This window comes from Amycolatopsis thermoflava N1165 (assembly GCF_000473265.1).
In the GTDB taxonomy this organism is placed as follows: Bacteria; Actinomycetota; Actinomycetes; order Mycobacteriales; family Pseudonocardiaceae; genus Amycolatopsis_E; species Amycolatopsis_E thermoflava.
Map to the genome: position 1 here is coordinate 4,585,202 of NZ_KI421511.1, position 25,595 is coordinate 4,610,796.

At 68.1% G+C, this 25,595-nt stretch carries 23 protein-coding genes and 1 pseudogene; 5 read left to right on the top strand and 19 right to left on the bottom strand.

The window, feature by feature from the left end; translation table 11 throughout:
- Window positions 1-306: 306 nt before the first annotated feature.
- Window positions 307-774: a hypothetical protein gene (locus tag AMYTH_RS48990; RefSeq protein WP_157360646.1), complete on the top strand. Its 468-nt coding sequence runs from the start codon at window positions 307-309 to the stop codon at window positions 772-774.
- Between the two features lie 430 nt (window positions 775-1,204).
- Here the strand turns inward: AMYTH_RS48990 and AMYTH_RS50480 are convergent, their stop codons facing one another.
- Window positions 1,205-1,912 carry a hypothetical protein gene (locus AMYTH_RS50480; RefSeq protein ID WP_228684916.1) on the bottom strand — a complete coding sequence of 236 codons (708 nt, stop codon included), beginning with the start codon at window positions 1,910-1,912 and terminating at the stop codon, window positions 1,205-1,207.
- A gap of 42 nt (window positions 1,913-1,954) precedes the next feature.
- On the opposite strand from AMYTH_RS50480, the gene AMYTH_RS0122590 reads away from it, so the two are divergent.
- A complete protein-coding gene (locus AMYTH_RS0122590) occupies window positions 1,955-2,605 on the top strand; it encodes a prepilin peptidase (protein ID WP_037324021.1) in 651 nt (216 codons plus the stop codon).
- A 16-nt stretch (window positions 2,606-2,621) separates the two neighbouring features.
- On the opposite strand, the gene AMYTH_RS0122595 is transcribed toward AMYTH_RS0122590, so the two are convergent.
- From AMYTH_RS0122595 to AMYTH_RS0122610, 5 genes are all read right to left on the bottom strand, one after another.
- Complete coding sequence (locus AMYTH_RS0122595) at window positions 2,622-2,900, bottom strand: hypothetical protein (RefSeq protein ID WP_027932222.1); 279 nt, start codon at window positions 2,898-2,900, stop codon at window positions 2,622-2,624.
- A gap of 274 nt (window positions 2,901-3,174) precedes the next feature.
- The gene (locus tag AMYTH_RS0122600; protein WP_027932223.1) at window positions 3,175-5,421 is read right to left on the bottom strand and encodes a helix-turn-helix domain-containing protein; all 2,247 of its coding nucleotides are present in this window, start codon (window positions 5,419-5,421) and stop codon (window positions 3,175-3,177) included.
- Between the two features lie 586 nt (window positions 5,422-6,007).
- Window positions 6,008-6,343, bottom strand: coding sequence for a hypothetical protein (locus AMYTH_RS49975; protein WP_209440785.1), 336 nt, complete (start codon window positions 6,341-6,343; stop codon window positions 6,008-6,010).
- Between the two features lie 403 nt (window positions 6,344-6,746).
- Entirely contained in the window at window positions 6,747-7,454 is a 708-nt protein-coding gene (locus AMYTH_RS0122605; RefSeq protein WP_084022854.1) for a TetR/AcrR family transcriptional regulator, read from the bottom strand.
- Window positions 7,455-7,459: 5 nt separating this feature from the next.
- Window positions 7,460-8,527, bottom strand: coding sequence for a GNAT family N-acetyltransferase (locus AMYTH_RS0122610; RefSeq protein ID WP_027932225.1), 1,068 nt, complete (start codon window positions 8,525-8,527; stop codon window positions 7,460-7,462).
- 418 nt (window positions 8,528-8,945) lie between these two features.
- Here AMYTH_RS0122610 and AMYTH_RS48050 point away from each other — a divergent pair, with 418 nt between their 5' ends.
- Window positions 8,946-9,143 (top strand): MerR family transcriptional regulator, encoded by a 198-nt coding sequence (locus AMYTH_RS48050; protein WP_084022656.1) that lies wholly within the window; start codon window positions 8,946-8,948, stop codon window positions 9,141-9,143.
- Between the two features lie 114 nt (window positions 9,144-9,257).
- On the opposite strand, the gene AMYTH_RS0122615 is transcribed toward AMYTH_RS48050, so the two are convergent.
- The 8 genes from AMYTH_RS0122615 to AMYTH_RS49595 form a co-directional block, all read right to left on the bottom strand.
- Window positions 9,258-9,560: a hypothetical protein gene (locus AMYTH_RS0122615; protein ID WP_027932226.1), complete on the bottom strand. Its 303-nt coding sequence runs from the start codon at window positions 9,558-9,560 to the stop codon at window positions 9,258-9,260.
- Window positions 9,561-9,576: 16 nt separating this feature from the next.
- Window positions 9,577-10,287 carry an HAD family hydrolase gene (locus AMYTH_RS47175; protein WP_051362790.1) on the bottom strand — a complete coding sequence of 237 codons (711 nt, stop codon included), beginning with the start codon at window positions 10,285-10,287 and terminating at the stop codon, window positions 9,577-9,579.
- Window positions 10,284-11,240: a hypothetical protein gene (locus tag AMYTH_RS0122625; RefSeq protein WP_027932227.1), complete on the bottom strand. Its 957-nt coding sequence runs from the start codon at window positions 11,238-11,240 to the stop codon at window positions 10,284-10,286. The genes AMYTH_RS47175 and AMYTH_RS0122625 overlap by 4 nt, the downstream gene beginning before the upstream one ends.
- Window positions 11,241-11,617: 377 nt before the next feature.
- Window positions 11,618-11,875 (bottom strand): hypothetical protein, encoded by a 258-nt coding sequence (locus tag AMYTH_RS0122630; protein ID WP_027932228.1) that lies wholly within the window; start codon window positions 11,873-11,875, stop codon window positions 11,618-11,620.
- Entirely contained in the window at window positions 11,872-12,234 is a 363-nt protein-coding gene (locus AMYTH_RS0122635; RefSeq protein WP_027932229.1) for a hypothetical protein, read from the bottom strand. The genes AMYTH_RS0122630 and AMYTH_RS0122635 overlap by 4 nt, the downstream gene beginning before the upstream one ends.
- Entirely contained in the window at window positions 12,231-12,779 is a 549-nt protein-coding gene (locus AMYTH_RS49000) for a hypothetical protein (protein ID WP_157360648.1), read from the bottom strand. The genes AMYTH_RS0122635 and AMYTH_RS49000 overlap by 4 nt, the downstream gene beginning before the upstream one ends.
- Window positions 12,776-13,669 (bottom strand): SAM-dependent methyltransferase, encoded by an 894-nt coding sequence (locus AMYTH_RS0122645; RefSeq protein ID WP_051362791.1) that lies wholly within the window; start codon window positions 13,667-13,669, stop codon window positions 12,776-12,778. Before AMYTH_RS0122645 ends, AMYTH_RS49000 begins: the two co-directional genes overlap by 4 nt.
- Before the next feature lie 59 nt (window positions 13,670-13,728).
- The gene (locus AMYTH_RS49595) at window positions 13,729-14,577 is read right to left on the bottom strand and encodes a hypothetical protein (RefSeq protein ID WP_167344605.1); all 849 of its coding nucleotides are present in this window, start codon (window positions 14,575-14,577) and stop codon (window positions 13,729-13,731) included.
- Window positions 14,578-15,886: 1,309 nt separating this feature from the next.
- Here AMYTH_RS49595 and AMYTH_RS0122655 point away from each other — a divergent pair.
- Window positions 15,887-16,549, top strand: coding sequence for an HAD family hydrolase (locus AMYTH_RS0122655; protein ID WP_027932232.1), 663 nt, complete (start codon window positions 15,887-15,889; stop codon window positions 16,547-16,549).
- On the opposite strand, the gene AMYTH_RS0122660 is transcribed toward AMYTH_RS0122655, so the two are convergent.
- A complete protein-coding gene (locus tag AMYTH_RS0122660; RefSeq protein WP_027932233.1) occupies window positions 16,550-17,953 on the bottom strand; it encodes a helix-turn-helix domain-containing protein in 1,404 nt (467 codons plus the stop codon).
- 1,134 nt (window positions 17,954-19,087) lie between these two features.
- Here AMYTH_RS0122660 and AMYTH_RS0122670 point away from each other — a divergent pair.
- Entirely contained in the window at window positions 19,088-19,909 is an 822-nt protein-coding gene (locus AMYTH_RS0122670; RefSeq protein ID WP_037322640.1) for a hypothetical protein, read from the top strand.
- Window positions 19,910-20,117: 208 nt separating this feature from the next.
- Here AMYTH_RS0122670 and fxlM read toward each other — a convergent pair whose 3' ends face one another.
- The 4 genes and pseudogenes from fxlM to AMYTH_RS50490 all read right to left on the bottom strand — a co-directional run.
- Window positions 20,118-21,332 carry a methyltransferase, FxLD system gene (gene fxlM / locus AMYTH_RS0122675; RefSeq protein ID WP_027932235.1) on the bottom strand — a complete coding sequence of 405 codons (1,215 nt, stop codon included), beginning with the start codon at window positions 21,330-21,332 and terminating at the stop codon, window positions 20,118-20,120.
- Window positions 21,329-22,573 (bottom strand): lanthionine synthetase C family protein, encoded by a 1,245-nt coding sequence (locus AMYTH_RS45570; RefSeq protein WP_063630403.1) that lies wholly within the window; start codon window positions 22,571-22,573, stop codon window positions 21,329-21,331. Before AMYTH_RS45570 ends, fxlM begins: the two co-directional genes overlap by 4 nt.
- Window positions 22,570-23,445 (bottom strand): thiopeptide-type bacteriocin biosynthesis protein, encoded by an 876-nt coding sequence (locus AMYTH_RS50485; protein ID WP_228685312.1) that lies wholly within the window; start codon window positions 23,443-23,445, stop codon window positions 22,570-22,572. Before AMYTH_RS50485 ends, AMYTH_RS45570 begins: the two co-directional genes overlap by 4 nt.
- Before the next feature lie 117 nt (window positions 23,446-23,562).
- A pseudogene (locus AMYTH_RS50490) lies at window positions 23,563-25,473 on the bottom strand (lantibiotic dehydratase family protein); the annotation flags it as partial.
- Window positions 25,474-25,595: the final 122 nt, after the last annotated feature.

Genomic DNA, 25,595 nt, shown 5'->3' on the forward strand with positions numbered 1-25,595 from the left:
GAGGCAGACGACGGCGCCGACGAGGCGGTGCCCCTGGGGAACCGGTGGAATCCAACCAGGCCCCCGGCCGCTCGACCGCAGTCGTGTCACCGCTGATGTGGATGTCGGTACTGGTCACGAGCGCCTCCAGGCATAGCTCACCCGCACCACGCATTCCCCATGCGCAGCCGGAAGAGGAAAGAACGAATTCAGTTGAGGTGCGGGAGTTATCCCGTTCCGAGCGCCTGCGCCTCGGCGACCCGGAAGGACGCCCCCGCGCTCGTCGTCATCTCCGGGAACGTGCCCGATGCACCAGCACCAGACCACGTGACGCGCCACCGCACCGTGGCCGTCGCCAGGAACCGCTCGCCCGGCACGGAAGCCGAGGACCGGTGGAAGGTGTACCCGCAGTCCGGCGACGCCGCTTGCGGATCACCACCAGCGGGAAACGGTGTCCCCGGCCCCGCGCACGTCACCGTGGCGCCATCACCCATCGACCACGACACCGAAGTCGGCGTCGCCGTCGCGGTGACCGACACCCCCGGCACCGAGGCCGTCGCCGACCTCGGCTGCCACACTGTCGGGTCCACCCACAGCCAGGTCGGCAGGTGCACCAACTGCGTCCCCGCCGGACTCGACGCGATCACCGGACTCGGCAACCGCAACTGCGAACGCGCCTGCTCCGCCAACTCCTCCGGCGACGGCAACACAACGGCCCCCGGCGCCTCACCATCCGGAATCCACACCGGCGACCGGAACAACGCATCACGCCCGCCCGGCCCCGAACACTGGTAGACGTACCAGGCCCCGCTCTCCCCCGGCGCCTGCACCAACACCGCACCCCCGGACCGAACACCGCCCCGCATCACAAACCGGACGTCCCCGGCACGCTCGTCGCGCCGATGGCTGACCGTCGCCACCCCATTCGACGGCGGCTGGTAGTCGCTGCGGACGTAGGAGCAGTTCGCGAGACCGGAGTCGCCACCGACGATCCGGTCCCCCGGTTTCGGCGTCGGCGCATCCGCGTCCCCAGCGTGTCCCTTCGAACCGCGCGGCTGCGGTGCGACCGGCGCAGAACCTGATTGCCCGCCTCGTCCGGCGCCGAGGTCGCATGAAGGGTTGCCGCCCTCCCCGCAGGTGACGTTGCCCCACCCGTCCGCGGAGGCCGGGATGGCGGACGTGAGAACGAGCCCCAGGACGGCTGCGGTAGTGAGGGTTCTCGTGGCTACCCGGTGCATGATCCGACCTCGTGCACGGCGAACGTGGTGACCTTCCACGAGCCGTCTACGGCCTTCTTGACCAGAGCCTCGATGTGGCGGTGCCCACCGGGAACGTCATCGGCAGGCTGGCCGTTGTCGGCGCGGTACTTGAGCCAGTTCGTCGAGTCGCCGCAGTCGGTGATCGTGATCGAAGTCGGTTCGTCGAGCGGGTCCACGGAGGTCACTTCCGGGTGGTTGACCGGCCGCCCCTTGGTGACGAGCCCGTTGTAGTGGTCGGCATACAGGCTTCGCGAGATGGTCTGAAGTGCTTCGCCAGTGGCGTTCTGGGCCAGTTTGGGTGATTGCCAGTCTGATGTCGTCGCCGCGTCCGCCATGTCGCTCCACATGCCGACGTACGCGGTGATGGCCTGCTGCTTTGCGGTGTCGGCAGGCGTGGCGGACCGGGTAGTACTGGCCAGCGGTGCCGGCGTTGCCAACGGGACTTCGCTCGCTCCCTCACCAGAGCTGCAGGCGCTCAGGGTGATGAAGAGGCCGGTCGCGGCAGCGAACGTGGCCACGGCGGTACGGGTGCTGCGCTGGCTCATTCCATTCCCCCGGTCGATCGTCAGCTCCACTCGCTTTACCCATCCGACCTTCGCGGCCCCCGCCTCCGCCGTGGTCTGGACGGCGGGAAGTTCACCCGTTGGTTTGAGCGAGTCGGCACTCTGCTGCAAGCCGGGCACGATGGCGTGCAGGTTGACGCGGAGGGACGCGGGATGGTGCAGTCGGCAGGCGCGGTGTGGTGGATGCTCGGTGCCGCCGTTGCGGGGTTCGTACTGGGGGCCGCGGCGAGCACCTTGACCCGCCGGTTCCTGGCACGACCCCGCGCCCTTGCGGGCGCCAAGTGGTTCGGCGGCGCGCTGACGGCGGTCGTGCTGGCGGTCCTTGCCTGCCGGAACGGGAACCGTGACGAGTTGGTGGTTCAGAGCCTGGTGGCCGTCATGGGCGTTCCGCTCGCGATCATCGACTGGTGCGAGCATCGTCTGCCCCGCGCCTTGGTCCTGCCACAACTGGCGGCCATGGCCGTCGGGTTCACGGCCGTTTCCATCGTCCGCACCGAACCGGAGCCGGGGCTCCGTGCCCTCGTTGCGTCGGTAGCGCTTACTGCGGCCTTCCTGGCCCTGGCTGTCGCCACTGCGGGCGGTGTGGGCGCCGGGGACGTGAGCCTTGCCGCTGTCGCCGGCGCGGTGTCCGGTTGGCTGGGGTGGCCACAGGTTCTCGGGGCGCTCGTCGTGGCGCTGTTGCTTGCCCTGTGCCTCGTGGCAATCCCAGCGGCCCGCGGACGAGACGAGCGTGGAGCAGCGGTCGTGCCTTTCGGGCCGTGCCTGCTCGGCGGGACTCTCGCCATGGTGCTGGCCACCGGCTGATCTCGGCTCGGCGAGATCAGCCGTGGCGTCGGTGGGTGCCGTCATCATGCTGCTCCAACCGCGGTCGAAGGTCTCGAAGTGGACTGGCCATCGTCGGTCGCTCGGGGTCTTCCGCCGCCGAGGCGGGCAATGTGGCATCGCGGGCGATCTCCAGGCCAGTGACTGGTTGCCATGTCGAGCAGGTGGCGCACCAGACGTAGGCCGGAACCCGCGTCGGCTCGGCGCCGCCCTGGTCGGCGTCGTCGACGTCGCCGAGTTCGCGGATGTGGGCGCAAGCGAGTACGAACTGCACCACTGGCTTGTTCCTTCCGCGACTCGGCCTGCGCCGTGAGGGTTGGAGAGCCGGGTGCCGCCTGGGGGCAGGACGTCACCCGGCTAGCGCGGCCTGGCTTCGTCGGTCCCCCGATTGAACCGACGAGCTTCTTGTTGACCAAGGCCCGCACTACTCCACTGTGGACCACGAGTGAGCGACGGGGAACTCCGTTCGAGGGACAAGCTTGTGCTGTTTCCGGTGCTGTTTCTGTGCGGGTTCTGTCAAGTCGACAACGAGTTTCATCAACCAGAGAGCGTCAGAGCGTCTCCAGTCGCGCAGCCCTGGCACGGACGTCGAGAGTGCGAGGATCGTGCAGGGATTCGAAGATGCCGGCGGCCTCGTGGTAGCAGGAACGGGCCAACGGGACGTCGCCCAGCTTGACCAAAGTCTCGGCACGGGCGACGAGCGTCTCAGCCTCCGCCCAGCGCTCACGGCTGACCCGCCGCAGCCGCAACGCGGCGTCGAACTGGGTCAGCGCAGCACGGTAGCTCCGCTGCTGCAACAGCAACATCCCGTACTGATGGTGAGCCAGGCCAAGCACGGGTGGCACGGCGACCTTCTGAGCATGTGCAAGGGCCTCCGCGGCAGCGCGAGTGGCAGCAGACATGTCGCCTGCTGCCTGGTGCACGTGCGCGAGCGTGGCACCGGTGAAGGCCAGGCCGAGGTCGAATTCCTGGCGAGCGAAGAGGTCGCGGGCTTCGGCGAGGCACTCACCTGCCTCCGCTCGCTCGCCTCCGGCCAGCAGCGCCGCCCCGAGCGCGAACAGCGTCCAGGCCCTGACGCGCTCGTCATCCCCGCGCAGCCGCACTGCCTCCCGGAGGTGGGTGATCGCTTCCTCCGTGCGGCCGAGTTCGTGCTGCGCCCAGCCCAGGCTGTGCAGGCACCACGCGACGCCCCGGGTGCTGCCATCGCGCCGCGCGGCGGCCAAGCCCTCGGTGGCCGCCGTCAGCCAAGTCCCCCAGTTCTTGGTCACGTAGAAGTAGGGTAGGAACAGGGTCGGCAAAGCCCACACCGCGTCGCGCACGAGGTGGCTACGCGCTTGACGGGCAATGTGGATCGCCGTCTCGGCCTCGGCATCGCACCAGGCGATCGCCGCGTCGTAGCCGCCATTGTCGAACCGCAGCGGCTCGATCCCAGCCTCGTCGCCGGCGGCCAGCTCACGCCCAGACCAGTCGGGCGCCAGCGCGTTTCCCGCATGCCAGGCGGTCGCGAGGTACCAGTTGAGAACTCGGTCGTGCGCCCGCTCGAGTTCGGACAGGGGCTCCTCGACCACGGCGCGCTCGTGTGCGTAGGCCCGCAGCAAGTCGTTCATACGCAGCCGCCCGCCATGCGCGTTGTCGAGCAGGTGCGCATGACGCAGGACCTCCAGCATCGCCCGGGATCGCTCCGCGCTCAACCCGGTGAGCGCTGCCGTGGATTCCACGCTGGCCAGCCACGCCGGGCTGAAGCCAAGCAGCCGAAACACTCGACGAGCCTGCGGCGGGAGGGCGAGATAGGACAGGTCGACGACAGAGTGGATGCTGACCGACGGCTCCGCTGAGGCGAACAAGTCCAGCCGGCGCGCCTCCGCAGCAAGCTCCTCCGCCAGTCCCGTCAACGAGCCATGGTGCCGTTGCCGGATGTGCTCGGCGGCGATCAGCACCGCCATCGGCAACCGTCCGCACCGCTGCACGACCGCCTTAGCCGCGATCCGCTCGGCGGTAACCCGGGCGTCGCCGATGCGCAGCCCAAGCAGGGACAGGGCCTCCTGCTCGCTCAGAGGTGGCAGCTCGATGTGGAGACCGCCGGTGTGCAGCAGCAGACCCGGCTGGTGCTCCCGGCTGGTCACGACCACCGCGCTACCCGCTCCTGGGAGTAGGTGCCGGATCTGGTCGTAGTTGGCGATGTTGTCAAGTACGACCACCGCCGGCCGCTGGGCGAGCAGCGAGCGGTAGCTCGCGGCGCGCTCGTCGATCGAGCCGCGCAGTGCGTCCGGACCGGCACCAAGTGCATGCAAAAAAGCGTCGAGGACCTCGTTCGGCTCCGCGGCTGTACCGGGCGCCAGCCCCCGCATGTCGGCGAAGAGGCATCCACCCGGGAACCGGCCCTCCACCCGCGCGGCCCACTGCAGGGCCAGCTCAGTCTTGCCCACCCAGAAACCGCCCTCGATCACCGCGGTCACGGCCGTCCCCGGACGCGCCTGCGTGATCAGGGCGGTGTCGAGCTGATGCAGGAACTCCTCCCGGCCGACGAAGTCCACCGCGGCCGCCGGTAACTGCATCGGGCGCGCCGGCGGACGGCGCCCGGCATCCTGCTCGCGGGCGATGCGTTCCAGTTCACCGTCCGCTCGGAGAGCCGCATCGATCGCCTTGACCGCTTCCGGTGACAGCCGCCTGTGCCCGTGCAGCATCTTCGACAGGTAGCTCTCGCTGTAGCCCACCGCCTGGGCGATTTTCCGCACCGACATGCCGCGCTCGCGGCGCAGCCTGTGCACCGCCGTGGCAAAGCTGTTGATCACCCGCATACCCCTCCCCCACGGCGAAGCAGCTCCTCACCACACCGAATGAGAAGACCCACGCACAGCAGCCGCCGGGGACCGGTTCGACGCCCACCCTCGGGTGAAGACCGTGAACAGCTGAAATTCTTTTGTGCAAGCCAGCAGCTCACCAGTGAAGATCTACTCGACGCCCTCCTGAATACGTCACTGAGCGACACCGAGCAACGAACATGACATCAGGTGCACCCGGACGGGTTACAAGTCCCAGTAGGACCACTCGCCCAGGCTAAGCAGGCCTACTCAGAGCGTGCCATAGGAGGAGAGCGACCGCCCCCGAAGTACCGTCAGCGACGGGTAATTCAGCGGCTCCCGAGCACCGACAGCACCGCCCCGTTCTGCGAGCCCGAGCCTGACTCACACCGAACTTCCGTCGCGAACCTGACCGACGACGGGTCCCAATTTCGCCCACTTGATTGGCCACTCCTCCTCAGCCCGCAACAGCCGTCCCGATCCACCCCAATCCTCGCCACCCCACACGACAACAACGCAAGCCAGCGTGACAGATCACTGCAAGTGCGCCCCGGGGCCCTCGGCAATCCGCGAGCACAAGTTCCTACGTCTCGAAACCTTGCACACCCGCGCGGTAGCGGGTTGCTTTACCCGCTACCGCAGCATGCCGTCCGTCCGACGACCTATCGCAACCATCCATCAGTCGCAGCCGGATGCGCTGGCCGGCTACTGGAGGTCGCCCCGCGCTGACCCGATGCGGCGCAGGCATGGCGCCGGGATGCCCTCTCCGAACTCGGTCCCCTGCCTGCGCAGCACCACGCAAACGGCAATACAACGCGGTCGCATCGCGCAATATGCCGCGAAAGCGGCCCACTTCAAGAGGTTCGAAAACCAGGATGACATCTTGCCCGATCACCATGCTGATGCCGATTTCGCTCACCACAACATGCACATCCAGCCGTCGGCCTCCGCCATCGCGACATCGCAACACCCATTCTCCACGCGCCGGTTCCCATCGCACCCGCGCCAACAATTCCAAGACACTTGTAGGCTCCGACGTCCGAAAACGCGCCCTTTTATTCATTGACCGCCATACCGCGCCACACACCTGGAAAAGTGATTTTGACCCCATACACTTATGGACGCTCAGTTGTGCGTCCATGTCAAGCCGACAGCGTAGATAGTTCGCAAGCGACGACGAGAGCGACGGCCCAGACGCCTGCGAGCACGGCGTCACGGATGGGCATGATCGCGCTCAACCTGAAACAACGCAGCTCATCCCGATTCCTGCGGCAGCACATGGAGGACCCTCTTGACCACAGGTTGATCAACTGCGGGACTTGTCAGTATCCCATCTTGCGGAGGCGCTGTTGTATGCCGTCGAGCAGTCGGTTGATGGCATAGTTGAACATTTCGTCGTAGTAGTCGCGGTCGTTCGCCGGGTCTTCGAGCCGGTCCTGGATCGACTCGCTGAGCGTGGCCAGCGCGTCGAAGTTCGGGTCCGACGCCGAGGAGCCCCAGCCGTCGGTGATCTGAAGCCTCACCGCACTCCTAGCGCGTTGATCATCCTCCAGCGAGATGAATAGGCACGCCTGAATGATGAGCAACCGGCACACCAAAGCTGCCTCGTCCTGCTCAAAGCCAGCGCCGAGGAGCGTCCTCATCGCGACGTCCACTGTCGGCCCGCCCGCATCGGTCGAGGGCCCGTTGAGTGCGACCCGGCGTGCCACCCCGGGGTAGTGCGTAAACACGAGCCGCAGGTTAGTGAGGAACTGGCGCCACCAGGCCTGCCACTCCAACTCAGCCGGGGGCAGCTCGTACATGGCGACGACCCGGTCGACCACTGCGGTGACGACCGTGTCTCGGTCGCCCACATGGTGGTAGATCACTGCGGAGTAGGCGTCCACCGCGTCGGCGAGCTGGCGCAGGGTCCACCTCTCGACGCCGTGCCTGGCAGTCAACTCAAGTGCCGCATCGATGATGCGGTCCGGGGTGACCGCGGGGAGACCCGCAGCTTCGCGGGAGCGCGACCGGCCGGTTACGAGGGTCAATTTCTTCAAGGGTTGTCCAATCCCGTGAAGATGACCTCTCCTGTGGTGTTGCGTCGGTTCTGCGTGTGCTTTTTCATAATATCTTCGAGGTCGTCGATCACCTGCTTGGCGACACGGTAGTCGCTGACGATCGCGTTATAGATCAGCGAGAAGAAGATCGGCGAATTGTCCATCACGCACATTTTGAGGTGTATGGCCTCCTCGTGATGGTCAATGACCGCCTGGTAGTCCCTCGCGAAGTCAGCAATGATCTCGGTGTCGTCCCCGACCAGGTTCACGGTGAGGAAGATCTGATCATCCTTCGGGCTCTCGCCCACGCTTTGGCCTCGCGCCTCAGGCTTGCGTTGGAGAGCCATTTGTTCTGGCCGGCCGACAGTCCCGAGCATCACCGTGATCCGCTCGGTGCGCTGGCAATCTTCCTGGTCATCGTCGGGGTGGGGCCACCACTGGTCGAGCAGATCCATCCTCGCGTCGACCAAGGCGGGATCTTTCAGGTCGACTACGTGCACACCCCGCCATCGGTGGAAACCGATGCGCTCTAGCATCGCGCCAGCTCGCAGGCTGGTCAGCTCTGCGGCCGCGCGGTCATTGCCGTTGGCTTTGAGGAAGTCGAGCGGGGACACGCGGCATGCCGCGAGCCGGGCGTTCGGCGCGAGAATCCGCAGCGCGCTGGCGGTGAGCGCCGCGCCAAGACCGTGTCCTCGCCAGGCGGGCTCGACGTCGATCGACCGGACGATGACCATGCGCGGTGGACCGTCGTTGATCATGCCGTCCAGCTCGGGATGCAGCTTGCCTTGGTCCGGGTCGATCACCGTCTCCGCGATGAACTCCAGGGCCCACTCGCCCAGGACGACGGAGTCGAGAAGGTTTCGCTCGCTCGTGAGGTCAGCGATGGCCAGTTTGATGTCCCCGACGTGCTCGAAGCCGTGGGGGCAGATGTCGAGCTCGGAGATGTCCGCGGAAACGTCCCACTGCTCCGGCTGCTCGTCCTCGTCGTCGATCTGCCACCAGAACCGGCGGTGAGTGAGCGTGAGTTCGATCGACAGTGGGTTGGCCGGAAGGTCAGGCACCATGGCGCTACCACCTCCGCTGCCGAAGCGGTGCGTCCAAGTCGAGGTCCTTGGTTGGCCAGAGGTGCGCTCCGCCCGCCACCCAGTCGTGGAGAGGGCGTCGATGCGGCGTGGCGTAAGCCTCGAAGTCTGGTTCTGGTGGCCACGGGGTGAAGCTCGGTCCCGGTTGCTGCTGATCGATCCCTGTATGGCCCTCCTCAGGTCGCGCTTGACGGGACGTCAAGCAGGAGAAACGTTGGTTCGAGCACCGGATGTCCAGGCGTGTTCCCATGAAGGGGCCCTCCGTCCGCTTGTGTGGTTTGAACGAAGGTCAATCGTGTCAAACGTCCCTCATCGGGTGCAACCGTAACCTTCGTAGCTAAACGTAGTTCTTCGTTACAGAGAGCCCCCAACGGGTGCTTTTGTGGGGCATCGTGGCTACGTGGCTCGAAACGATCTTGTTCCCACCGGTGTCGCCGCACAGGCGATCGGCGTCACGCGGAAGACGCTTAACCGCTGGTGGGACGACGGGCTCGTGAAGCCTGAGGTCGTCACACCAGGGGGCCACGGGCGGTGGGATATCGACAAACTGCGTAAGCAGTTGGAGAACCTTCAGGAGCGCGACGAGGAGGACAACTAGGCCATCGCCACCCGAATGGCCTAGTGATGTCGCGAGGCCAACGCGAGCCGATCGACTGCTCAACGACCTAGGGGAGTTCTAGATCGCGGTTCGTCTCTGTCCGAGGTTCGTCCTTCAGTTTCGCCTGAGGTAGGGGCGCCGGGTGGCGGCGCGGGTGGGGTGCGTGAGGGGAAAGCTCGGGGGAAGTACAGGGGGCAGCGGCAGTGTCGACCGATCGGCCGGGTTCGTGGGCCGCCTGTCCCGGTCCACGAGCGGCCACGCGGGGCTCTGCTCGGCGTGGGCCAGAAGGTTGGCGACGGGACATCGGGTGGTGCGCCATCGCCGCCAGCGGCGCCAGCGCCGGATCGCGGCGAAGACCACGGCCATCGCGGCGATGGTGGCTTGGAGGATCAGCCAGAACTGCACGTTCGGCGACATGCCACGGCCCCACCTCTCAGGTCTTGAGCACCGGGCCGTCGGTATCGGATTGCGGTATTGACTCCGTCAGTACGAGCTCGGTCAGGAGGTCCGCCGCAGCGGGCAGGTCGGGCACCACGAAGACGCGCGGGTGAGCCCGAAGGTGATCGGGGACGGTCACGTCGCGGGTATTGGCGAGGATGGCGGCGCGGCAGCCTGCGTTGAGGGCACCGAGGATGTCCTCGGGGATCCGGTCGCCGATGTGCACGAGGTCGGCGACCGTCGCGCCGAGGCGGTCGGCGGTGCGGGTCCAGCACAGGTGTTCGGGTTTGCGGGCTCGCAGCTCGAAGCTGGGGCAGATCGCGGTCAGGTGCTGGCCGCAGTGCTGCTCAAGCTGGGTCATCCGCTCCCGGCCGCCGAGGACGGACAGGTTGGGCAGGGCGGCGACCGGGCCGAGCATCGCCAGACGAGCCATCGCGTCGATCGCGCCGTGATAGGGGGTGAACCCGGCTGTCCAGGTGCCGGTCCAGTCGGCTGGCCAGGCGTCCGGGGGGATCAGCAGCCTCCGGCAGGCCAGCTCGCGTAGCTCGTCGGTGACGGTGGGCGCGACGGAGAAGAAGTCGCGGTCGACCTCGGCAGCGTTGGCCGGGGCGTCGGCGATCGTGGCGAGGACCTCGGCGGTGCTGGGACCGGTGTAGGTGCCGATCACGCCGCCGACGTCGACGGTGATCGCGAGGCTGGCGTTCATGTCGGGTAGTGGCCCTTCTGCAGGTCGAGGGAGAAGCGGATCGCGGCGTGGTCCATCACCGTGGGCGGGTGCCGGAAGGGCTCGACCCGGAAGGTGTCGGGCACGAGGCAGTCGGCGCCGGCCCGGTTGGCCATCACGAGGTCCTTGCGTGCCGCGGCGGTACTGCCCTCGACGCGGGGATGCACGGTGGGGGTGAGGGCGTCGTGCTCGCCGTAGCGGTAGGCAGCGACCTCAGCGAGGTCCACAATGTCCCGGCCGTTGACCCGGGACTGCGTCTCGTTGTCCCACCAGCCGAGCAGGAAGTCCAGCGGCGCGGTGTCGTCGCTGACGTCCTGCGGGCGTTGGCCAGGCTCCCACCGTCCGTCGTGATACCGCTTCGAAGCCGGCACCTTGCTGTAGTCGGCCGCCTGCCGCGGTCGGCCGTCGGGCATGGTGGTCTTGCCGCCGTCGGCGGGGACGTTGGTGTCGCCCAGCAGGTACACCGGGAATCGCAGGTCGCCGATGAAGGAGACCTCCTGCGCTTGCAGCATGCGGAAGGCGGGCAGGTGGTGGAAGTGGATCGGCAGCAACCCGAACGCGTGCCCGCTCCGGGCGTGACGGGCCTGCATCCAGTTGCGTTTGTCCTCGGCGTGTCGAGGCAGGCCGTAGCCGAAGAACGTCTCGATCCGCACCACGCCCGGGTCGTACAGCACCACCGGCCCGAACTCGCCCCGCGCGAGGCTGCCCAGCTCGGCCGCCAGCGGCCGGCCCGTCGCGGCCGCGAGCGCGTTCGCGAGGGCGTGTTTGCCCTTGCCGCCGTCAAAGGCGTAGCGGTTGGCCTCGCAGACCACGACCAGATCGCAGAACTCCGCGCAGGCAGTCACCACCTCCACGCACGGGCGCATGTCAAACCCGCCGTGCGGCCGTCGGCCGCCCTCCTTGAAGTTGATGAGCGTGGCGTTGATCCGGCTCATCCCGGCCTCCCGGGCAGCGCGCGAAGGCCGTCGAGAACGTGCTGCAAGACCGCGCGATCGGGCCACCTCACTCCGTAGAGGCCGCGCTGGATCTCATCGACGGGGACTGCATTCGGATCCGAGGAGGCGAGCGATGCGAATCGCGGGATCGCTCTCGGCGGGGGCGGTGGCTCGGGTGCCGTTCGCCGTTCGAGTTCAGGCATGTCACTGTCCATTCCGCATCGAGTGTGGGGTCAACGGGGAGGGACCTGGCCGCGATGTTCGAGCAGCGAGCAGCGCCAGCGGTCGCGCGAACGCTTCCAACACCGCAGGCGCCTGCGAAGCCAGCGACGTCGATTGGGCATAGCGGCGGGCGCTTCCTTTCAGGGACGCGGTGGTCAGGTCCGAATGCGTTGAGCGGTCGTTTGGAGCTCGCCGGCCAACTTCTGGAGCTGGTCATGCAGGTGTTGAGTGAGCTCTGTTCGGGTGCCATGAATGGTGTCGACAAGGTCGGCTTTGCCGGTGTCGGCGACAATCGCTGCGACTTGCGAAGCAACACCGACAAGCTCAGCGTCGAGCTGCTCGATCAGGGTGAAAGGCAGCGCGGTGGCTGCGAGCTGGTCCAGTTGCGCAGCGTTGTCGATCAGGTCGCTCACGTGGGCGGCTCCGGGGTAGTGTCGTGCGGCACGGCCGGGTGGGTGGTGACGGGCGGAATTACGGCGATCGCGCCGGTACCGAAGTGGCGCGCGCCGGGCGGCAGACGAAGTCCCTGCATCACTCCGTCGACCCGGCGCCACGCCTGCTCGACCGCTGCTGCGCGGTCGAGCAACGGAGGTAGCTCGATGTGGAACGTGAACGTCTGCTGTCCCCGGTGGTACGTCGCCAGGCTGGTCTCGTTGCCGGCGAAGAAGGCCGTGGAGAGCTGGTCGACCAGCTCCTCGAACAGCTGAGGGTTCGAGCATTCGAACCGGCGGGTGATCTCGACCTCGTAGCCGGTGAGCACGCTCTCGCTCATGGTGCGGGCCTCCGGGTGTGGCAACCGCGAGCGGCGATCCGGCGCAGTTGGCCCAGCGCCGCGGTGGCGTTGCGCGGAGTGGAGGCAACGATCACCGTTGGGCAGTAACCACAGGGGCAATGTGCGTGGAAATGTCCATTACTGCGCTGTTCCACGCCGTATCCCAGCTCCTCGATCTTGCGCAGGCCAGCCTCGATGTCCTTGTGCTGGTGTCGGCGTCGCGTGACCTTGGCTAGGGTCTCGGCGCGCCATGGCGTCGCCAGCTGGGGTGTTGCGGGCGGCGTCGGGGTGGTTGCGACTCGAATGTCGGCGGCGGTGGCGTTCAGCGCGTGCTGGATCCGCCGCAGTCCGGCGCGGGTGTGCTCAATCGTCTCGGTTCGCCACAATTGCATCCGGCCCAGCAGCTCCTCGCCCGCACCGGTCCCTGCGGCCACTCCCGCGGCGAGCTGCTCGACAGCGACCAGTTCCGCATCGAGGATGTCCACAGTGCTGAAAGGCAGCGGCAGGTGCTCCAGCTTGCTAGCCGCGACGGCGAGCCCGGTCACCGCTCGGCCCCGCTTGCCGTGCTGGGTTTGCGCACCACTCCGCCCAGCAGACACGAGCCCGCCGGATCGGCGGCCAGGTCCCGCGTCGCCGGGGACTCGTTGAGGTCCGGCCGCCACTGCGGCACCCACACCAGCCCGGGGGCGACCAGCTCGAAGTCACCGAACAGCGTTTCGACCTCGGCGCGGCTCCGCAGTACAGCCGGTGTAGTGGTCTCTCGGTAACGATCGGCGACGGCGCGGATCTGCCGCGCGATCAGCTCCGGCACACCGTCGTCGGTAGCGTGCGTCATCACCAGAGCCGAGCCCGGCGGAAGCAGTGCGCGATAGGCCGCGAGCACCTGCCCCAGTCCGGGCCACGCCGGGTCGTGATCGGGGATGAAATGCAGCACCGCCCCGAACACCAGCGCGACCGGCCTGGCCGGATCGAACACGCTGGACGCGATGGCGTCCTCCCACACGCCCTGCACGTCCCGCACATCACGATGCACGGCTGCCAGCCGTTCGCGATCCTCGTCGGCGGTGATCGCGAGCTTCGCCGCGGCCACCGGCTCGAAATCCACGTACACCACGCGGGCGTCCGGATCGACCGCCTGGACCGTCTCGTGCAGGTGGGGCTCCGCCGGGATTCCCGCGCCCAGATCAAGGAACTGCACCACACCCGTCCGCGCGAGGGCGATGACGGCACGGTGGACGAACTCACGATTCGCGCGAGCGATCAGCGACACGCTCGGCATCGCCTCGGCCACGGCCGCAGCGAAGCGGCGATCGATCGACCAGTTCTCACAGCCATCTCGGTAGGCGTCGTAGATCCGAGCAGCACTGGGCGACTCCAAATCCAGCGCCAGCGTCGCGGGCCCGGACGTGGGCAAACCCTCGAACGGATTGAACACCCCTGATCTCCCCTTTCGCAGTAGGCGCTCGATTTGCGGCGGACGACGGTCCGGTCGCGTCATGGCGGGGACTCCGCATCGGGCTCGACGCGCGCGCCGGTGGCGGCGAGGAACTGGATTGATGCGGCACGAACGGTCTCGCGCGCGACCCCGGTCAACCCGCTCCGCGTGGTGCGCAGCCATGCCCGCAACCGGGCCACGTACGCCAACCACACCCGCTCCGCCAGGAGTCCGAGGTGCGAACCTCCACCACGGGCTGCGTGCCACGCATCGATCAACGGCCCTGGCCACCCAGCTGCGTCACCGCGCGGAGCGATCCCCGCTGGCTCGCCACATTCAGCCCGGATCTGGGCAAGTACGCGGGCCGGGACCGCAGCATCGCGGCCGTGGTCCTCAACCCACGACGCGACCGCTCGGCCTTCTCCTGCAGGGTTCGCAGCCGCTAGCCCCAGCGCAGCCGTGATCAGCTCGATCGCCACGGCGCGCTCCGGGACAAACGACCAGGGAGGCGGCCGATCACGGTCAAACCCCGCCGGCGCGACCTGAACGACATCAAGACCAGCATGGCGAGTGGCGGCCAGCACCCCCAGGCCGTGGCCCTCCTGCCAGCCCAGCCGAGTTATCCCCCAGCGAGGCGCCAACGCCGCGGCCACCGCCGCCGGCGACAACACCACGGTCCGCGCCGCCGGGTCGACCGGCAAAAATCCCAAGGCCGGACCGCACAGCGGGCGCAGCACATGCATCGTGAGCAATCGCTGCCACCATGGCACCATCACCGGGACACACGCCGCGCCGAGACGTCGTTGCCGCAGCACCTCGCTCACGGCCTGACCGAGCGCCGTTTCGGGCCTCAGGTCCTCAGGCTCGTCCTGACCCGTCATGAAGTCCGGGTCCAAGAGCACCGCCACGCTGGCCCCTATGCGCTGCGCATGTCCTAGACCAGCGGTTACCATCTCGCCCCACCGCGCGCCCGGCATCGCTAGCAGGTCGCAGATCCGGTGTCCGCCGGGATCGTGCACAGCACGACCGACTCGCCCGTCGTGGTCCGCGCTTCCGTCCACCACCAGAACGCAGACCGGCCGGTCTCTCACGACGCCGGTCAGCGCCGGGCCGGCGCGACGCACCGCCAGGCCAGCCGCTCGGGCGCGGTGGAGGACGGGCACCACGACCAGGACTGGCCCCGGCGGCACAGAAGACAGGAAGACGGCACGACGACCGGCACGGGAGGGGGCGTCCACCATGCCAGCCATCGCGCCGCCCCTCGCCACGTCCGGCAGGCTCGGCGAGGGGGAGCCGGCACTGCCGAGCGTGAGATCAACACGACCATCAACACCGCAGGTGGTGTGGCGCACATACGGAACGGAGTTCATACCGAGGCCCCAGCCCTACGGTCCGGCACGAGGACAGCCGCGCCTAGGGCAGTCCCACCGTCGGGCAGTAGTCCCGCTTCCCCCATCGCGGCGAGTTCCTGCGCGAGTGCTTGTTCGAGACGCCGTGCCCGGTTGCCGGCTCGCCACGGCTCGGGCGCTCGGACGATCGTCGGCCGTTGAAGGTGAGCGGGCACGACCGCGAGGCGCGGCGGTTCGAACGAGGAGGCCGGATGATCGGCATGATCCGGGTGAGGAAGGTTGAGAGCCGCGAGCAGAGTTGGCTCGGGGTCGTTCCCATAAGCCCAGACCACCTCGCGCGGAGCGAACGGGTCAAAACCCGCCTCACGGACAGCGCGGACCGCAGTCACCCGGCCAGGCGGGGTGACTGTGATGAGGTCGACGTGACGGTCCCAGTAATAGGCGGCAACCAGTACCGCCGGGGCACAGCGGTCACCGCAGAGGTAGAAAACAAACCCGTCGTCCGCCACCTTGCGCAACAGGGCGTCGACAGGTCCCGGCCACTGGTACGTCGTCGTTTGGCGTGTCGGTTGGCTCGTGCTGGGAGTCGCATTCACGCTCTGCTGCGGGACGGTCGGCTCTCCGGTCCTCTCCCGCGTCGAGCGCGTCAAGCTTCCCATTCGCTGTCCCTCTTCCGTTGCTCACCGCAATCGCAATGAGGTCAATAGTCAACCGGAGCGGGGGGAATCATGGAACCAGCCAGCGACCGTCCATTTAGCCGCCAGTGACCGTCCACAACCGACTACTTGAAGAGGCGGCGGGGAGGTCGACACCACGTCGTCGGAACAATATGGTGAGGAGGTTCCAATGCGCAGGAAGGAAGCACAAGGTGGCACGGATCGAAGCGATCTTCTTCGATGTTGGCGAGACTCTGGTTGACGAGACTCGCGAGTACGGGACGTGGGCCGACTGGCTCGGTGTCCCGCGCCACACGTTCTCCGCCGTCTTCGGAGCCGTGATCGCCCAGGGCAAGGACTACCGGGAAACCTTCCAGGTCTTCAAGCCCGGGTTCGATCTCGCGCTGGAACGCGAGCGCCGCGCGGCCGTGGGACAACCCGAGTCCTTCGGGGAAGAGAACCTCTACCCGGACGCACGCCAATGCCTACACGAGCTGAAAGCCGCAGGGATACGAGTCGGCCTGGCCGGGAACCAGACCGCACGAGCGGAGCAAATCCTCAAGGCGCTGGCCCTACCGGTCGACGTGATCGGCACGTCCGACAGCTGGGGCGTAGAGAAACCCTCCGTTGCCTTCTTCAGCCGCGTGATTGAGGAAGCCGGCGTGCCGGCCGCCTCCGTTCTGTACGTCGGCGACCGGTTGGACAACGATGTCAAGCCGGCACAGCAGGTCGGCATCGCAACCGCCCTGGTCCGCCGCGGCCCCTGGGGGCACATCCTCCGGGACCCCGTGGTGGAGGAGCAGTGTTTGTTCTCGCTGGACGGCTTGCACCAGCTCCCAGCTCTTGTCCGCGAGCACAACGCGACGCGCGGGTGATCAAGCTTCGCTGATCGCAGGAACTTCGAGAGCGTTGAGCCTCTCCTCCAACTCGGCGACGTAGCGCGTGGCACTCAGGGCGTCTCGCACCTCGACCGCGCGCTGCGCCGCCATTCCGTAGCGCGTCGCCATCGCCTCATCGCAGGCTTGGCGCGCCGTTGCGGCCGCGGACTCGGCGTCGAACGACGCCTGCGCGGTCGCCAGGTCGAAGAGCAGGACACCGCGCTGCTTGTCCGACGTGTCGGCGGCGCTCAAAGCGGATTCAAGCCTCTCAGCGGCCGCACGATGCTGACCCGCCAGCAACAACGCGTTGCCCGCGAATCCGTCGAGCCGCGAGGAGTCGAAGTAGTCGAGCCATGTCGGATCCGAGCCGTCGCTCCCGAGGGCGTCCTCTGCGGCGCGGACATGACCGAGGCTGGCCTGCACCTGACCGGTACGCGCTGAGACTTCGGCGCCGACGCAGTGCAGCCACGAGCGCAGCAACGGCCCCGCACCACGGGGGACATGTGCGTACGCTTCGTCCAGGTACTGCTGTGCACCTTGCTTGTCCTGCGCGAACCCAGGGACGAACGCTCTGTGCGCGAGCACAGCGGCAACCAGAGCGTGATCACGCGAGGCTTTCGCGGCGCTTTCGGCCGTGTCGAAGAACTGCTCTGCTCGAACGGCATCCGCCAGGTCGAAGAAGGTGAGCCGCGCCGCGATCAAGGCTTCTTCGGCGACCGCCGCGGCGAGCTGACGGGCGCCGCGCACCTCGACATCACCCACTGATTGAAGCTTGCGGACACCCAGCCCTGCGTGTGCGACCACCGACGGCAACAGATCGGAGGCCGAACTGTCCCAGTACATCTGGCGATGAGAGGCGGTGACCGCGGAATACGCTTCGACCATGCGAGGATCCAGGCGGTTGCCGCGACCCTCGGCGAGTGTTTCGATCGAGTCCGGGATCTCACGTCCGCTGGCCGCCAACGGCGCCAGGCTCATCCCGAAAACGCCTTTCAGAAACAGCTCGCGGCCGAACTGAGGCCCGCCGCCCATCATCTCCAGCATCACCCTCTTCACCAACTCGCCGACCAGGCGTCGGTCGACAGGATCATCGACGTTCGCGGACAGCTCCGGGCTGGGGCGAAGCGCCATTTCCTCGGGAGTCAACAGGCCAAGCTCGGCTGCGGGCTTACCGAAGACCAGAACGAGGTGCTTCTTGTACAGAGGGTCCGGTCGGCGGTCGCCGGACTCCCACCGGCGAACTACGTCCCCGTTGACGCCCGGCGTTCCGTCGCCCGCGTCCGTGACACTGCGCCTGAGCTGCTTGGCGAGCTCGTCGCAACTCCATCCACGCTGCACCCGATGCCACGTCAGTTGCCCATTCGGCGGGTGCTTCGGAACCGAACTACGACGCGTCGCCACCCATCCTCCTTGGCCTAGCCGGCGTGACCTCCCGAACCGAGGATAGCCCGTGATTAGGTCGACGCCAGGGCTGGAAGTGGATTGGACCGTCAGTGGACGGCGCTCGGACGGTTGACGGCCGCGAGGCCGGGGTGAATTGCTGCGCGTCAGCTCGTCGAGGAGCCCGCCGCAACGGTCCGAGGTGTCGCCGCGAAGGTCCTCACCCGCAACTCGCCAGCGCACCGGCACTTCGTGGGCGGGCTGGTGGAGGCATGCATGGAGCTCTGGCGCCATCTGATGCGAGCCGGGTGCGCTGTAGCGCTGAGGCGGGGGAACACGATCACCTCGGCATGGACATCCGAATTGTTGATGCGCCGGATGCGCGCCGCTATCTGAGTGTGCTGTTGCGGCTGTGGCGCCGGGACATCGCCACCGAGCCGGACCCACCGGCGCTCCAGTCCTGGCCTGCGCTCCAGCGCTGGGCGGCGTCGCGAGCCGCTCGCTGATTCTGCGGCCTGCGACGCCACCTGGGCTGCTCTGCGCGACGTGGGTGGCGGTGTCCATCTTCTGGGGAGTTGCAGCGTGACGGAGAGCCCCCTCCGCGCCCGGTCTTCCCGCAAGATCGGCGCGCCGGCGGGCGCTCTCGATCCGGAGGAGGCCAGGATCGTGGCGAGCGCGGAGTTCGACGATGCCGTCACCGTCGGGGTAGGCGTGGTGCACGGCGTTGCCCAGGGCCACCTGCTCAGCCTCGCCAAGGACCAGCTGGCGACCGCCACCGAGATCTCGGCTCGGCCAGGTCGTCACGCCCGCGATGATCCGCGGCTACGCCCACCGTGGGAAGGCTCACCCATTACGTCCCGCACCCCGAGGACGACCGTGAGCGGCCCCGCTACCGCGGCGGCGACGTCAAGGCGCTGCTCGAAGCCACCGAAGAGGCGTCAGCGTAACGCCAGGCGTACGGGGACAGATTCAGACAGTGATCACAGGTACGGAGCGAGGGGTCATGCTGCGCAAGTTCTTCAAGGCAGTGCCGAGCTGGGTGCAGTATGGCCTTCTCGCACTCGTCGCCGGGGTCCCGCCCTCGTCACGGGGCTGATCAAGACAGCGAACGGCAGCGGGCTGACCGGGTTGATCATTATTGGCGCGGGCGCAGCCGTGTTCGCTGGCCTCCTGAAGTGGCTCGGCGATTGGCAGGCCAAGGAGAAGGCGAAGCTCGATGTCGTCGTTGAGGCGCACGCGCCTGAGGTCGGCGTCGCGCAATGCACCCTCGACCTCACCGATCTCGAACGCACGCTAGCCGCCGAGCGATCGGACTTGCTACGCCCTCTTGACCAGGATCCGGCCAGGAACCCGAACACCCCGCTCCCGCAGTTCGCGCGCATTCAGGCGCAGCTTGCCCGCGGACTCATGATGACCGACCATGATGGCCGCTCGCCCGACGAGTACCGGGCCGAGGTCGAAAGGTACATCGACGAACGACGGGAGTTCCTCTGCGCCAAGCCCTTGCACGGTTTCGCCCAAGACCCCCACGCCCGAGTCCAGTTCGGGGTCACCAACAAGTCGGAGCAGTACCTCAAGGAGGTTCAGGTCGTCGTAGAGGTCTCCGGCAATGTGTTCGCGCTCGACCCGGAGGCCCCAGAGCCCATCGAACCGAAGCGGCCGAGACGGTGGCGTGAGTGGAGGCCGTCCTTCGACCGCTACACGAACGTCGACTTTCTCACCCAGTCGCAGCCCTACCGCATGCGTGGCCCTCAGATCGACAACCTGGAGGGCGGTGGCTGCCGCATCAAGTTCGACCCCGTCGTGGTGCACGCGAAGAAGACTGTCGAGCTGGACCCGGTCGTACTCGTCATCGCGACGAAAGAGCCCGTTGCCGAATTCAAGTGGTCGGCTACCTCGGAGAGCAGGGAGGGCATCTGCGGGGGCAGCGAAAAGCTGGTGCTCTCCGACACGCTCGTGACCCTCACTTGCACCTGAACAGCGCGAACACCTTACCTGCTCACAGTCGGCGAAGTGTCCTTAGTGGAGGACGGCTCGAAGGCCACGGCGCACCATGTGCAGGGGCCTTCCTCATACCCGGAGGTGGGGGTGTGAAGGGCTCCACCACCCAGCGTGGCTACGGCACGCATCACCAGCAGCTCTGACGTCACGTACCGCGACCAGGCTTCAGTGACACATCGCGAGGTCAAGCCTCCATGACCATCCGGATGTGACGCTTGGCGATGAGCAGGCCCGAAGGCAGGTCCTTATCGGACGTTTCGGCGGGGTGCGCGGTGATGACCGGTTGGGCGGCGCGGTCCCGGCCGAAGCGGTGGATTTGCTTGACCAGTCGGTCGGCGAGCTGAGCTGCGGCGGGTCCGTGGCCGGTGGCGCCGAGCTCGAAGCGGCGCTCGCTGACAGGGCCGGGTTCCTGGATTGGACGTGGCATGGCGAGGTAGGCCAGGGAGTCGCACTCGGCGATCGTGGGGGTGCGGTAGGAGAAGGCGGGGTTGCAGAGGCCGGTCTCGATGGCTGTGTCTTCGGCGTCGAGTCGGCAGGTGCCGGGTTCGGTGGCGGTCAGCCAGAGCCAGATGTGGTCGAACGGCTCGTTGGCGGCTACGGAGGTGCCGGACCACACGGTCGCCTTGGGGCCGGTGAATACCTCATGCAGTGCGGCTGGGTCGATGTCCTGGTCGGTGTCCCAGTGCAGCGCGACGTCCTCGGTGATGTGGCTGGTGTGCTCGCCGGTGGGCACGATGCCGATCATGGGGATGAATCCGCAGAGTTGGCTGTTGGTGGCGCGCAGGTGGGTGTCGTGGCGGGTGAAGGCGATGCTGCGGGCCTGCCCGCGCCAGTGCATTGGGACCACCAGTGTGCCGCCGGGGGCGAGCTGGTTGAACCAGGCCGGTGGCAGGTCCCATGGCCCGACGGTGACGATGATCTTGTCGTAGGGCGCGTGGTCGGCGGCGCCATGAGCACCGTCGCCGGTGATTACTCGCACTCGGTGGTAGCCGGTCTCTGCCAGGGCGTGGCGGGCGTGCTCGGTGACGTCGGGGTGGATGTCGATCGTGGTGACGCTGCCGGCGTCGCCGACGAGTTCGGCCAGGAGGGCGGCGTTGTATCCGGTTCCGGCGCCGATTTCCAGGACGTGATCGCCGGGCTGCGGGTTGAGCTGGCCGAGCATCATCGCCACCACGGTCGGCACGGAGATGCAGCTGGCCGGCCGGTCCGGGCCGGGTTTGATGGTGATGGCCTTGTTCGCGTAGGCCTCCTCGACCGAGGCGGCGGGCACGAAGCGGTGTCGGGGAACGGCTCGTAGGGCTTGCTCGATGCGCTCGGAGCGCAGGTGGCCGGCTGCGCGGATGTGGTTGATCATCTGCTCGCGCAGGTCTTCGGGGCGGGTGCTGGTGGCGTTGGTCATCGAGGTCCTCTCGGTGTGCTGGGGATCGAGTCGGGCGAGCTGATGGGTGGGGTGAGTAGGCAGAGATCCCACCCGGTGTCCGGCGGGAGGTCGGTGAGTGCGATGCCGGTCTTGCCCTCCAGCATTCCGCTGTGCTCCGACAGTTCTCGCGCGGCCTGAGTGCGGCGGTGTCGCCAGCGATGTTCGAGCTGGGCGAGGGCCTCGGCGGCGTGGCTGCCGGGTTCGGCGCGGGCGAGCGTGCGGCGGGCGGTGTGGACCAGCCCTGCCCAGCCGTGGCAGAGCGAGGCGTCGGTGAGCTGATCGAGCTGCCATGCGTCGGTCATGCAGTCGACGAGCGCAGCCTCAATCTCGGCCAACCTGGTGGGTGCGTCCAGTGCTTGGGCGGCCAGGTGGCGGGCCCGAGTCAGGCCGGGGGTGCCGTAGCACCATGACGGTCGTTGCGGACCGGGTTGGGCAACGGTCGTGTTGCGCCATTCGCGGCTGGAGATCAGGCCGGGCCACCACGGCCTGGTCTTCGGGCCGCAGCGCCAGGAGCTGAGGAACAGATCGGTGCGTTCGATGGCCTCCGGCTGGCCGGCCACGGTGATGCCGCTGATCATCGTGGCGGACAGCAGCGCCAGGGGGCCGGCGATGCCGTGCGCCATGCCTAGATTGGCGTGGCCGCCTGGCCACCGCGGGTCGGGGTGTCCGGACGGTCCGGTGGGAGTCCACCAGCCGGGCAGGGTGGCGCCGTCCAGGGTGATCGGGCCGGTCAGCTGGACCAGGTAGGTCAGCAGGTCGCGCAGCAGGTCGCGGGCGCGGTGGTTCGGGTCGGCGTGGACGGACTGCAGCAGGCACACCCCGAGCCCGGTCAGGCCGTTGATCAGGTCGTATTCGCGCAGCGCGGGCAGTTCTCCGCGGTCGAGTCGCGCATGCGCCCGCTCCAATCGGGTCCGGGTGATCGCCGCGAGGTGCTCGTCGAGTGCTCGCAGCACGCCGCGGTAGGCGGGCAGGCCCGCGGCGCGCAGCACGAACGCGACGGCCGGCGCGCCGCGATACAGGCAGGTTTCCGGGTCGGCGGCCACGGGGTCGGCGGTCATGGTCGTGACCCAGTGGTGAGCGGTGGCCCAGTTTCCGGTTCCGGCGTGCGCACGAGCGATGTGCAGCAGCGCTTGCCCGGCCGCTCCGTTGCCCAGGGACTGACGCCATCCGGGCGCAGGAGCGTGCTCGGGCGAGGCGGTGTGCGGGACGGTGGAGGTCATCCGGCGCCGCCGCGATGTTGCCAGGTGAGGGCGGCGTGCCGGGTCAGGCGACGGCAGCTGCGTTCGCTGTCCCGGTCGATGCCGATCAGCCGGTTGTGGTGCATGTGCAGCAGCGATTCCAGCACCACGTCGGTGTTCGTCTCCGGTGGCAGCGCCTTGCGGTAGTCGGTCAGCGCGGCGGTGCGGTTGTCCCATGCCCGCTCGATGTCGGTGTGCCAGCCGAGCAGCTTGCGGAGCGCGGACGGGTCCGTGGCGAGCCGGATCGCGTGCCCGGAGACCGCTCGGTCGAGGGCGGGAGCAGCAGGGGCCGGCCGGGTGGCCAGCCACTCCATCGCCGCGCCGGTGTCGCCGAAGAAGCCCCTGAGGATTCCCGCCATGTTCGCCGGAACCAGCGCGAGTTTCGGCGTCGCCGTGGGCAGGTGGCGCAACAGGGCGGCCGCGGTGGCGGAGTCGGCGGCGAAGACGTTCTCCGCGGCGTCCAGTGCCTCGCCGGCGCCGTACCGGCCGACCTCGGGGTAGTAGGTGTCGATCACCAGGCGCTCGACCAGGCCCGCTTGCCGCATCCGCTGTGTCCACTCCCCGACCACTTGCGTGTACTGAGAGTAGTGGCCTGGCGTCGCTTCGAGCCGGAGGCGGAGGTGGTCTGTCTCCTGGAGACTGCGATAGCGCAGCCACCAGCACAGGGGTGCGTCGAGAGTGCTCAGGAGGTCGGGGAGCTCGTCGGTGATGAGTTCATCGATCCGCTCGGGGTGGGTGAACAGTTTCGCCGAGATCCACCTGGAGCCCGGAGCGCCAGGCAGTTGCCCGAGTGTGTTGGTCACAGCGGGCAGAGCACCGTCGAGCGGGTCGGGTGCCGGGGGCCGGGTCGTCACCAGGGGGAGCGCGATCTCGTGGGCGTGGCCGTCGAGCCACCCATACTCGGCTGCTGGGCTAGCTGCGTGAAGGATCGCTTGGCCGTGCCGCTTGATGTGGGCGTGCAGGAGGGTGGCGTGCGCGGGCTCGTCGAGCGTGAGCCGGAGGGTGCGATCAGCATCGCGGAGTTCGACCTCGTCAGGGCACCCCCAGTGGCGTCGCCACCCGTCGAGCACGGGGCGCCATTGATCAGGAGCGGTCCTCCCGCCCGGAAGCTCGGCGGAAGTCAGCCGCCATTGGGCCGGGGACAGCACGGTGCGGTGGTAGCGGACCTGGGGCAGGAACGGCAGGCTGGCGTGCGGTCCCCAGTCGAATTGGTACCAGGCGGCGGAAAACGCTCGCGGCAGCTGTGCGAGAAACCGCGCCAGCGGCGGGGGTTGCTTGTCCAACGCGAGTGCGTGGAACACCTGCGGCTCCACGACCTGGCGGCGCGAGAGGCTGACCAGGTGGAGACGGTCGCCGGTCGCGGTGATGGCCAGGTCGTCGATCGTGAGCAGGCTGTCGTCGCCGGACGGTCGGTGCTCGCCCAGCGGAAGAAGGTGGTCGAGGTAGGCCGGGACGCGGCAGACGTTTTCCGCATGCGGGTAGAGCGGCCCGAACGACATCTGCACCCGCAGCGCCCCCTCGGTTGCGGCGGGCAGTGCCCGGTACGCCTGAGCTAGGCCAGAGCCGGTGGCTGTGGGGGTGAACCGGCTGGTGAGGGTGCCGGCGGAGCGGGCGGGCGCGACGGTGAGCAGGAAGTCGCCGCGTTCGAGCGCTTGTGGGGTGGTGGCATGGACGTGGGCGGCCAACTCGACGTGCGGCGGGAGGAAGCGTTCGTCGAACGTGTCGCCGGTCAGCTCCTTGATGACGTCGTCGGTGAGCACGATTTCCCGAGTGCCGTCCAGCGTCGCCTTCCACGCCAGCGCGAGCAGCCGCGCGTCGCGCTCGGAGTTCACCGGCGCCGGGGTGGGGCGCACGCGTCCGCGGTAGCCGGCGGGGTAGCCCAAGCCGGCGTCCGGATCGAGGACCTCGGCCAGCGGCACGAGCGTGCCCGTGCCGTACTTGTCGACGAAGGCCGTGTGGTAGTCGCGCCAGGTGGCCTCGCCGGTCGGGTGGCGGGTCAGGCGCAGCAGCGCGCTGGCGGCCTGTTCCATCTCCCGGGCGACCTGGTGAGGCAGCGTGACTGTGCAGTCCAGCCGCAGGTCCACCGCCAACGGGGTGCGTCCCTCCGGCGAGAGTTGCCTCATCCGGCGTGTGAGCCTGACGCGGAGACGGCCTTGCTCGGTCGGAGTGGTCTCCTTCTCGTTGTGGCGGCGCAACTCGTCCAGAATGGCGTCGAGGTGACGCACGAGGGACGAGAGAGCGGGCAAGTCCTCGGCGCCGGCCTCGCGCAGGCGTTCCATCAAATAGGCGAACGGATCGGTGACGGTGAACGGAGCGCGCAGGGCGGTCAGCAGGTATCCCTGCCGCACGAGTTCGGTGACCATGTCCCGGACCTTCGACCGGTCGGCGGTGAACTCCTCAGTCAGCGTGTCGATCAGCGCACTGAACTGGACAGGGGTGGTCGCGAGGTGGGTCACGGCTGCGACTGCGCGGGTGTAGCCGATGATGAGTCGGTTCGGTCCTTGCGGTATTTCGAGTCGCTGGCCGCGGCGGACGGCGAGGTCGGTGACCACCACGTGGAGTCATTCGAGCAGTTCGGGGCGTCGTTCAAGTCGGTTGATGATGTCGGCCAGCCACCCAGTGTTGGCGCGGGCCACCCCATGGTGGTTTCCGCCCCAGGTCGTCTGCGCTGTCCGGCCCAACGTCAGTGGAGCCACGCCGGCGAACAGGCCGAACGGGGTGGGGCGGCCGATGCTGCGCAGCAGGTACCGCATGGTCGACAGAGTGGCGCTGCGGGTCCGCCTGTCGCTCACGACGTGTCCTTCGCGGATGGCATCGACGTGGTCGCCAAGGGCGGGGCTGGCTTCACGCATCGCGCCGGCGAGATCGGGCCGCGACCACATCTCCTCCAGCCATCGACGGCAACCGCCGATGTCGGTGAGGTCGGGCCACCGGACCGAGGTGTCCGGAAGCGGCGCGACGGCGGCGCGGAGCAACGCGACGTTGACGTGTCGGTAGAGCGGTC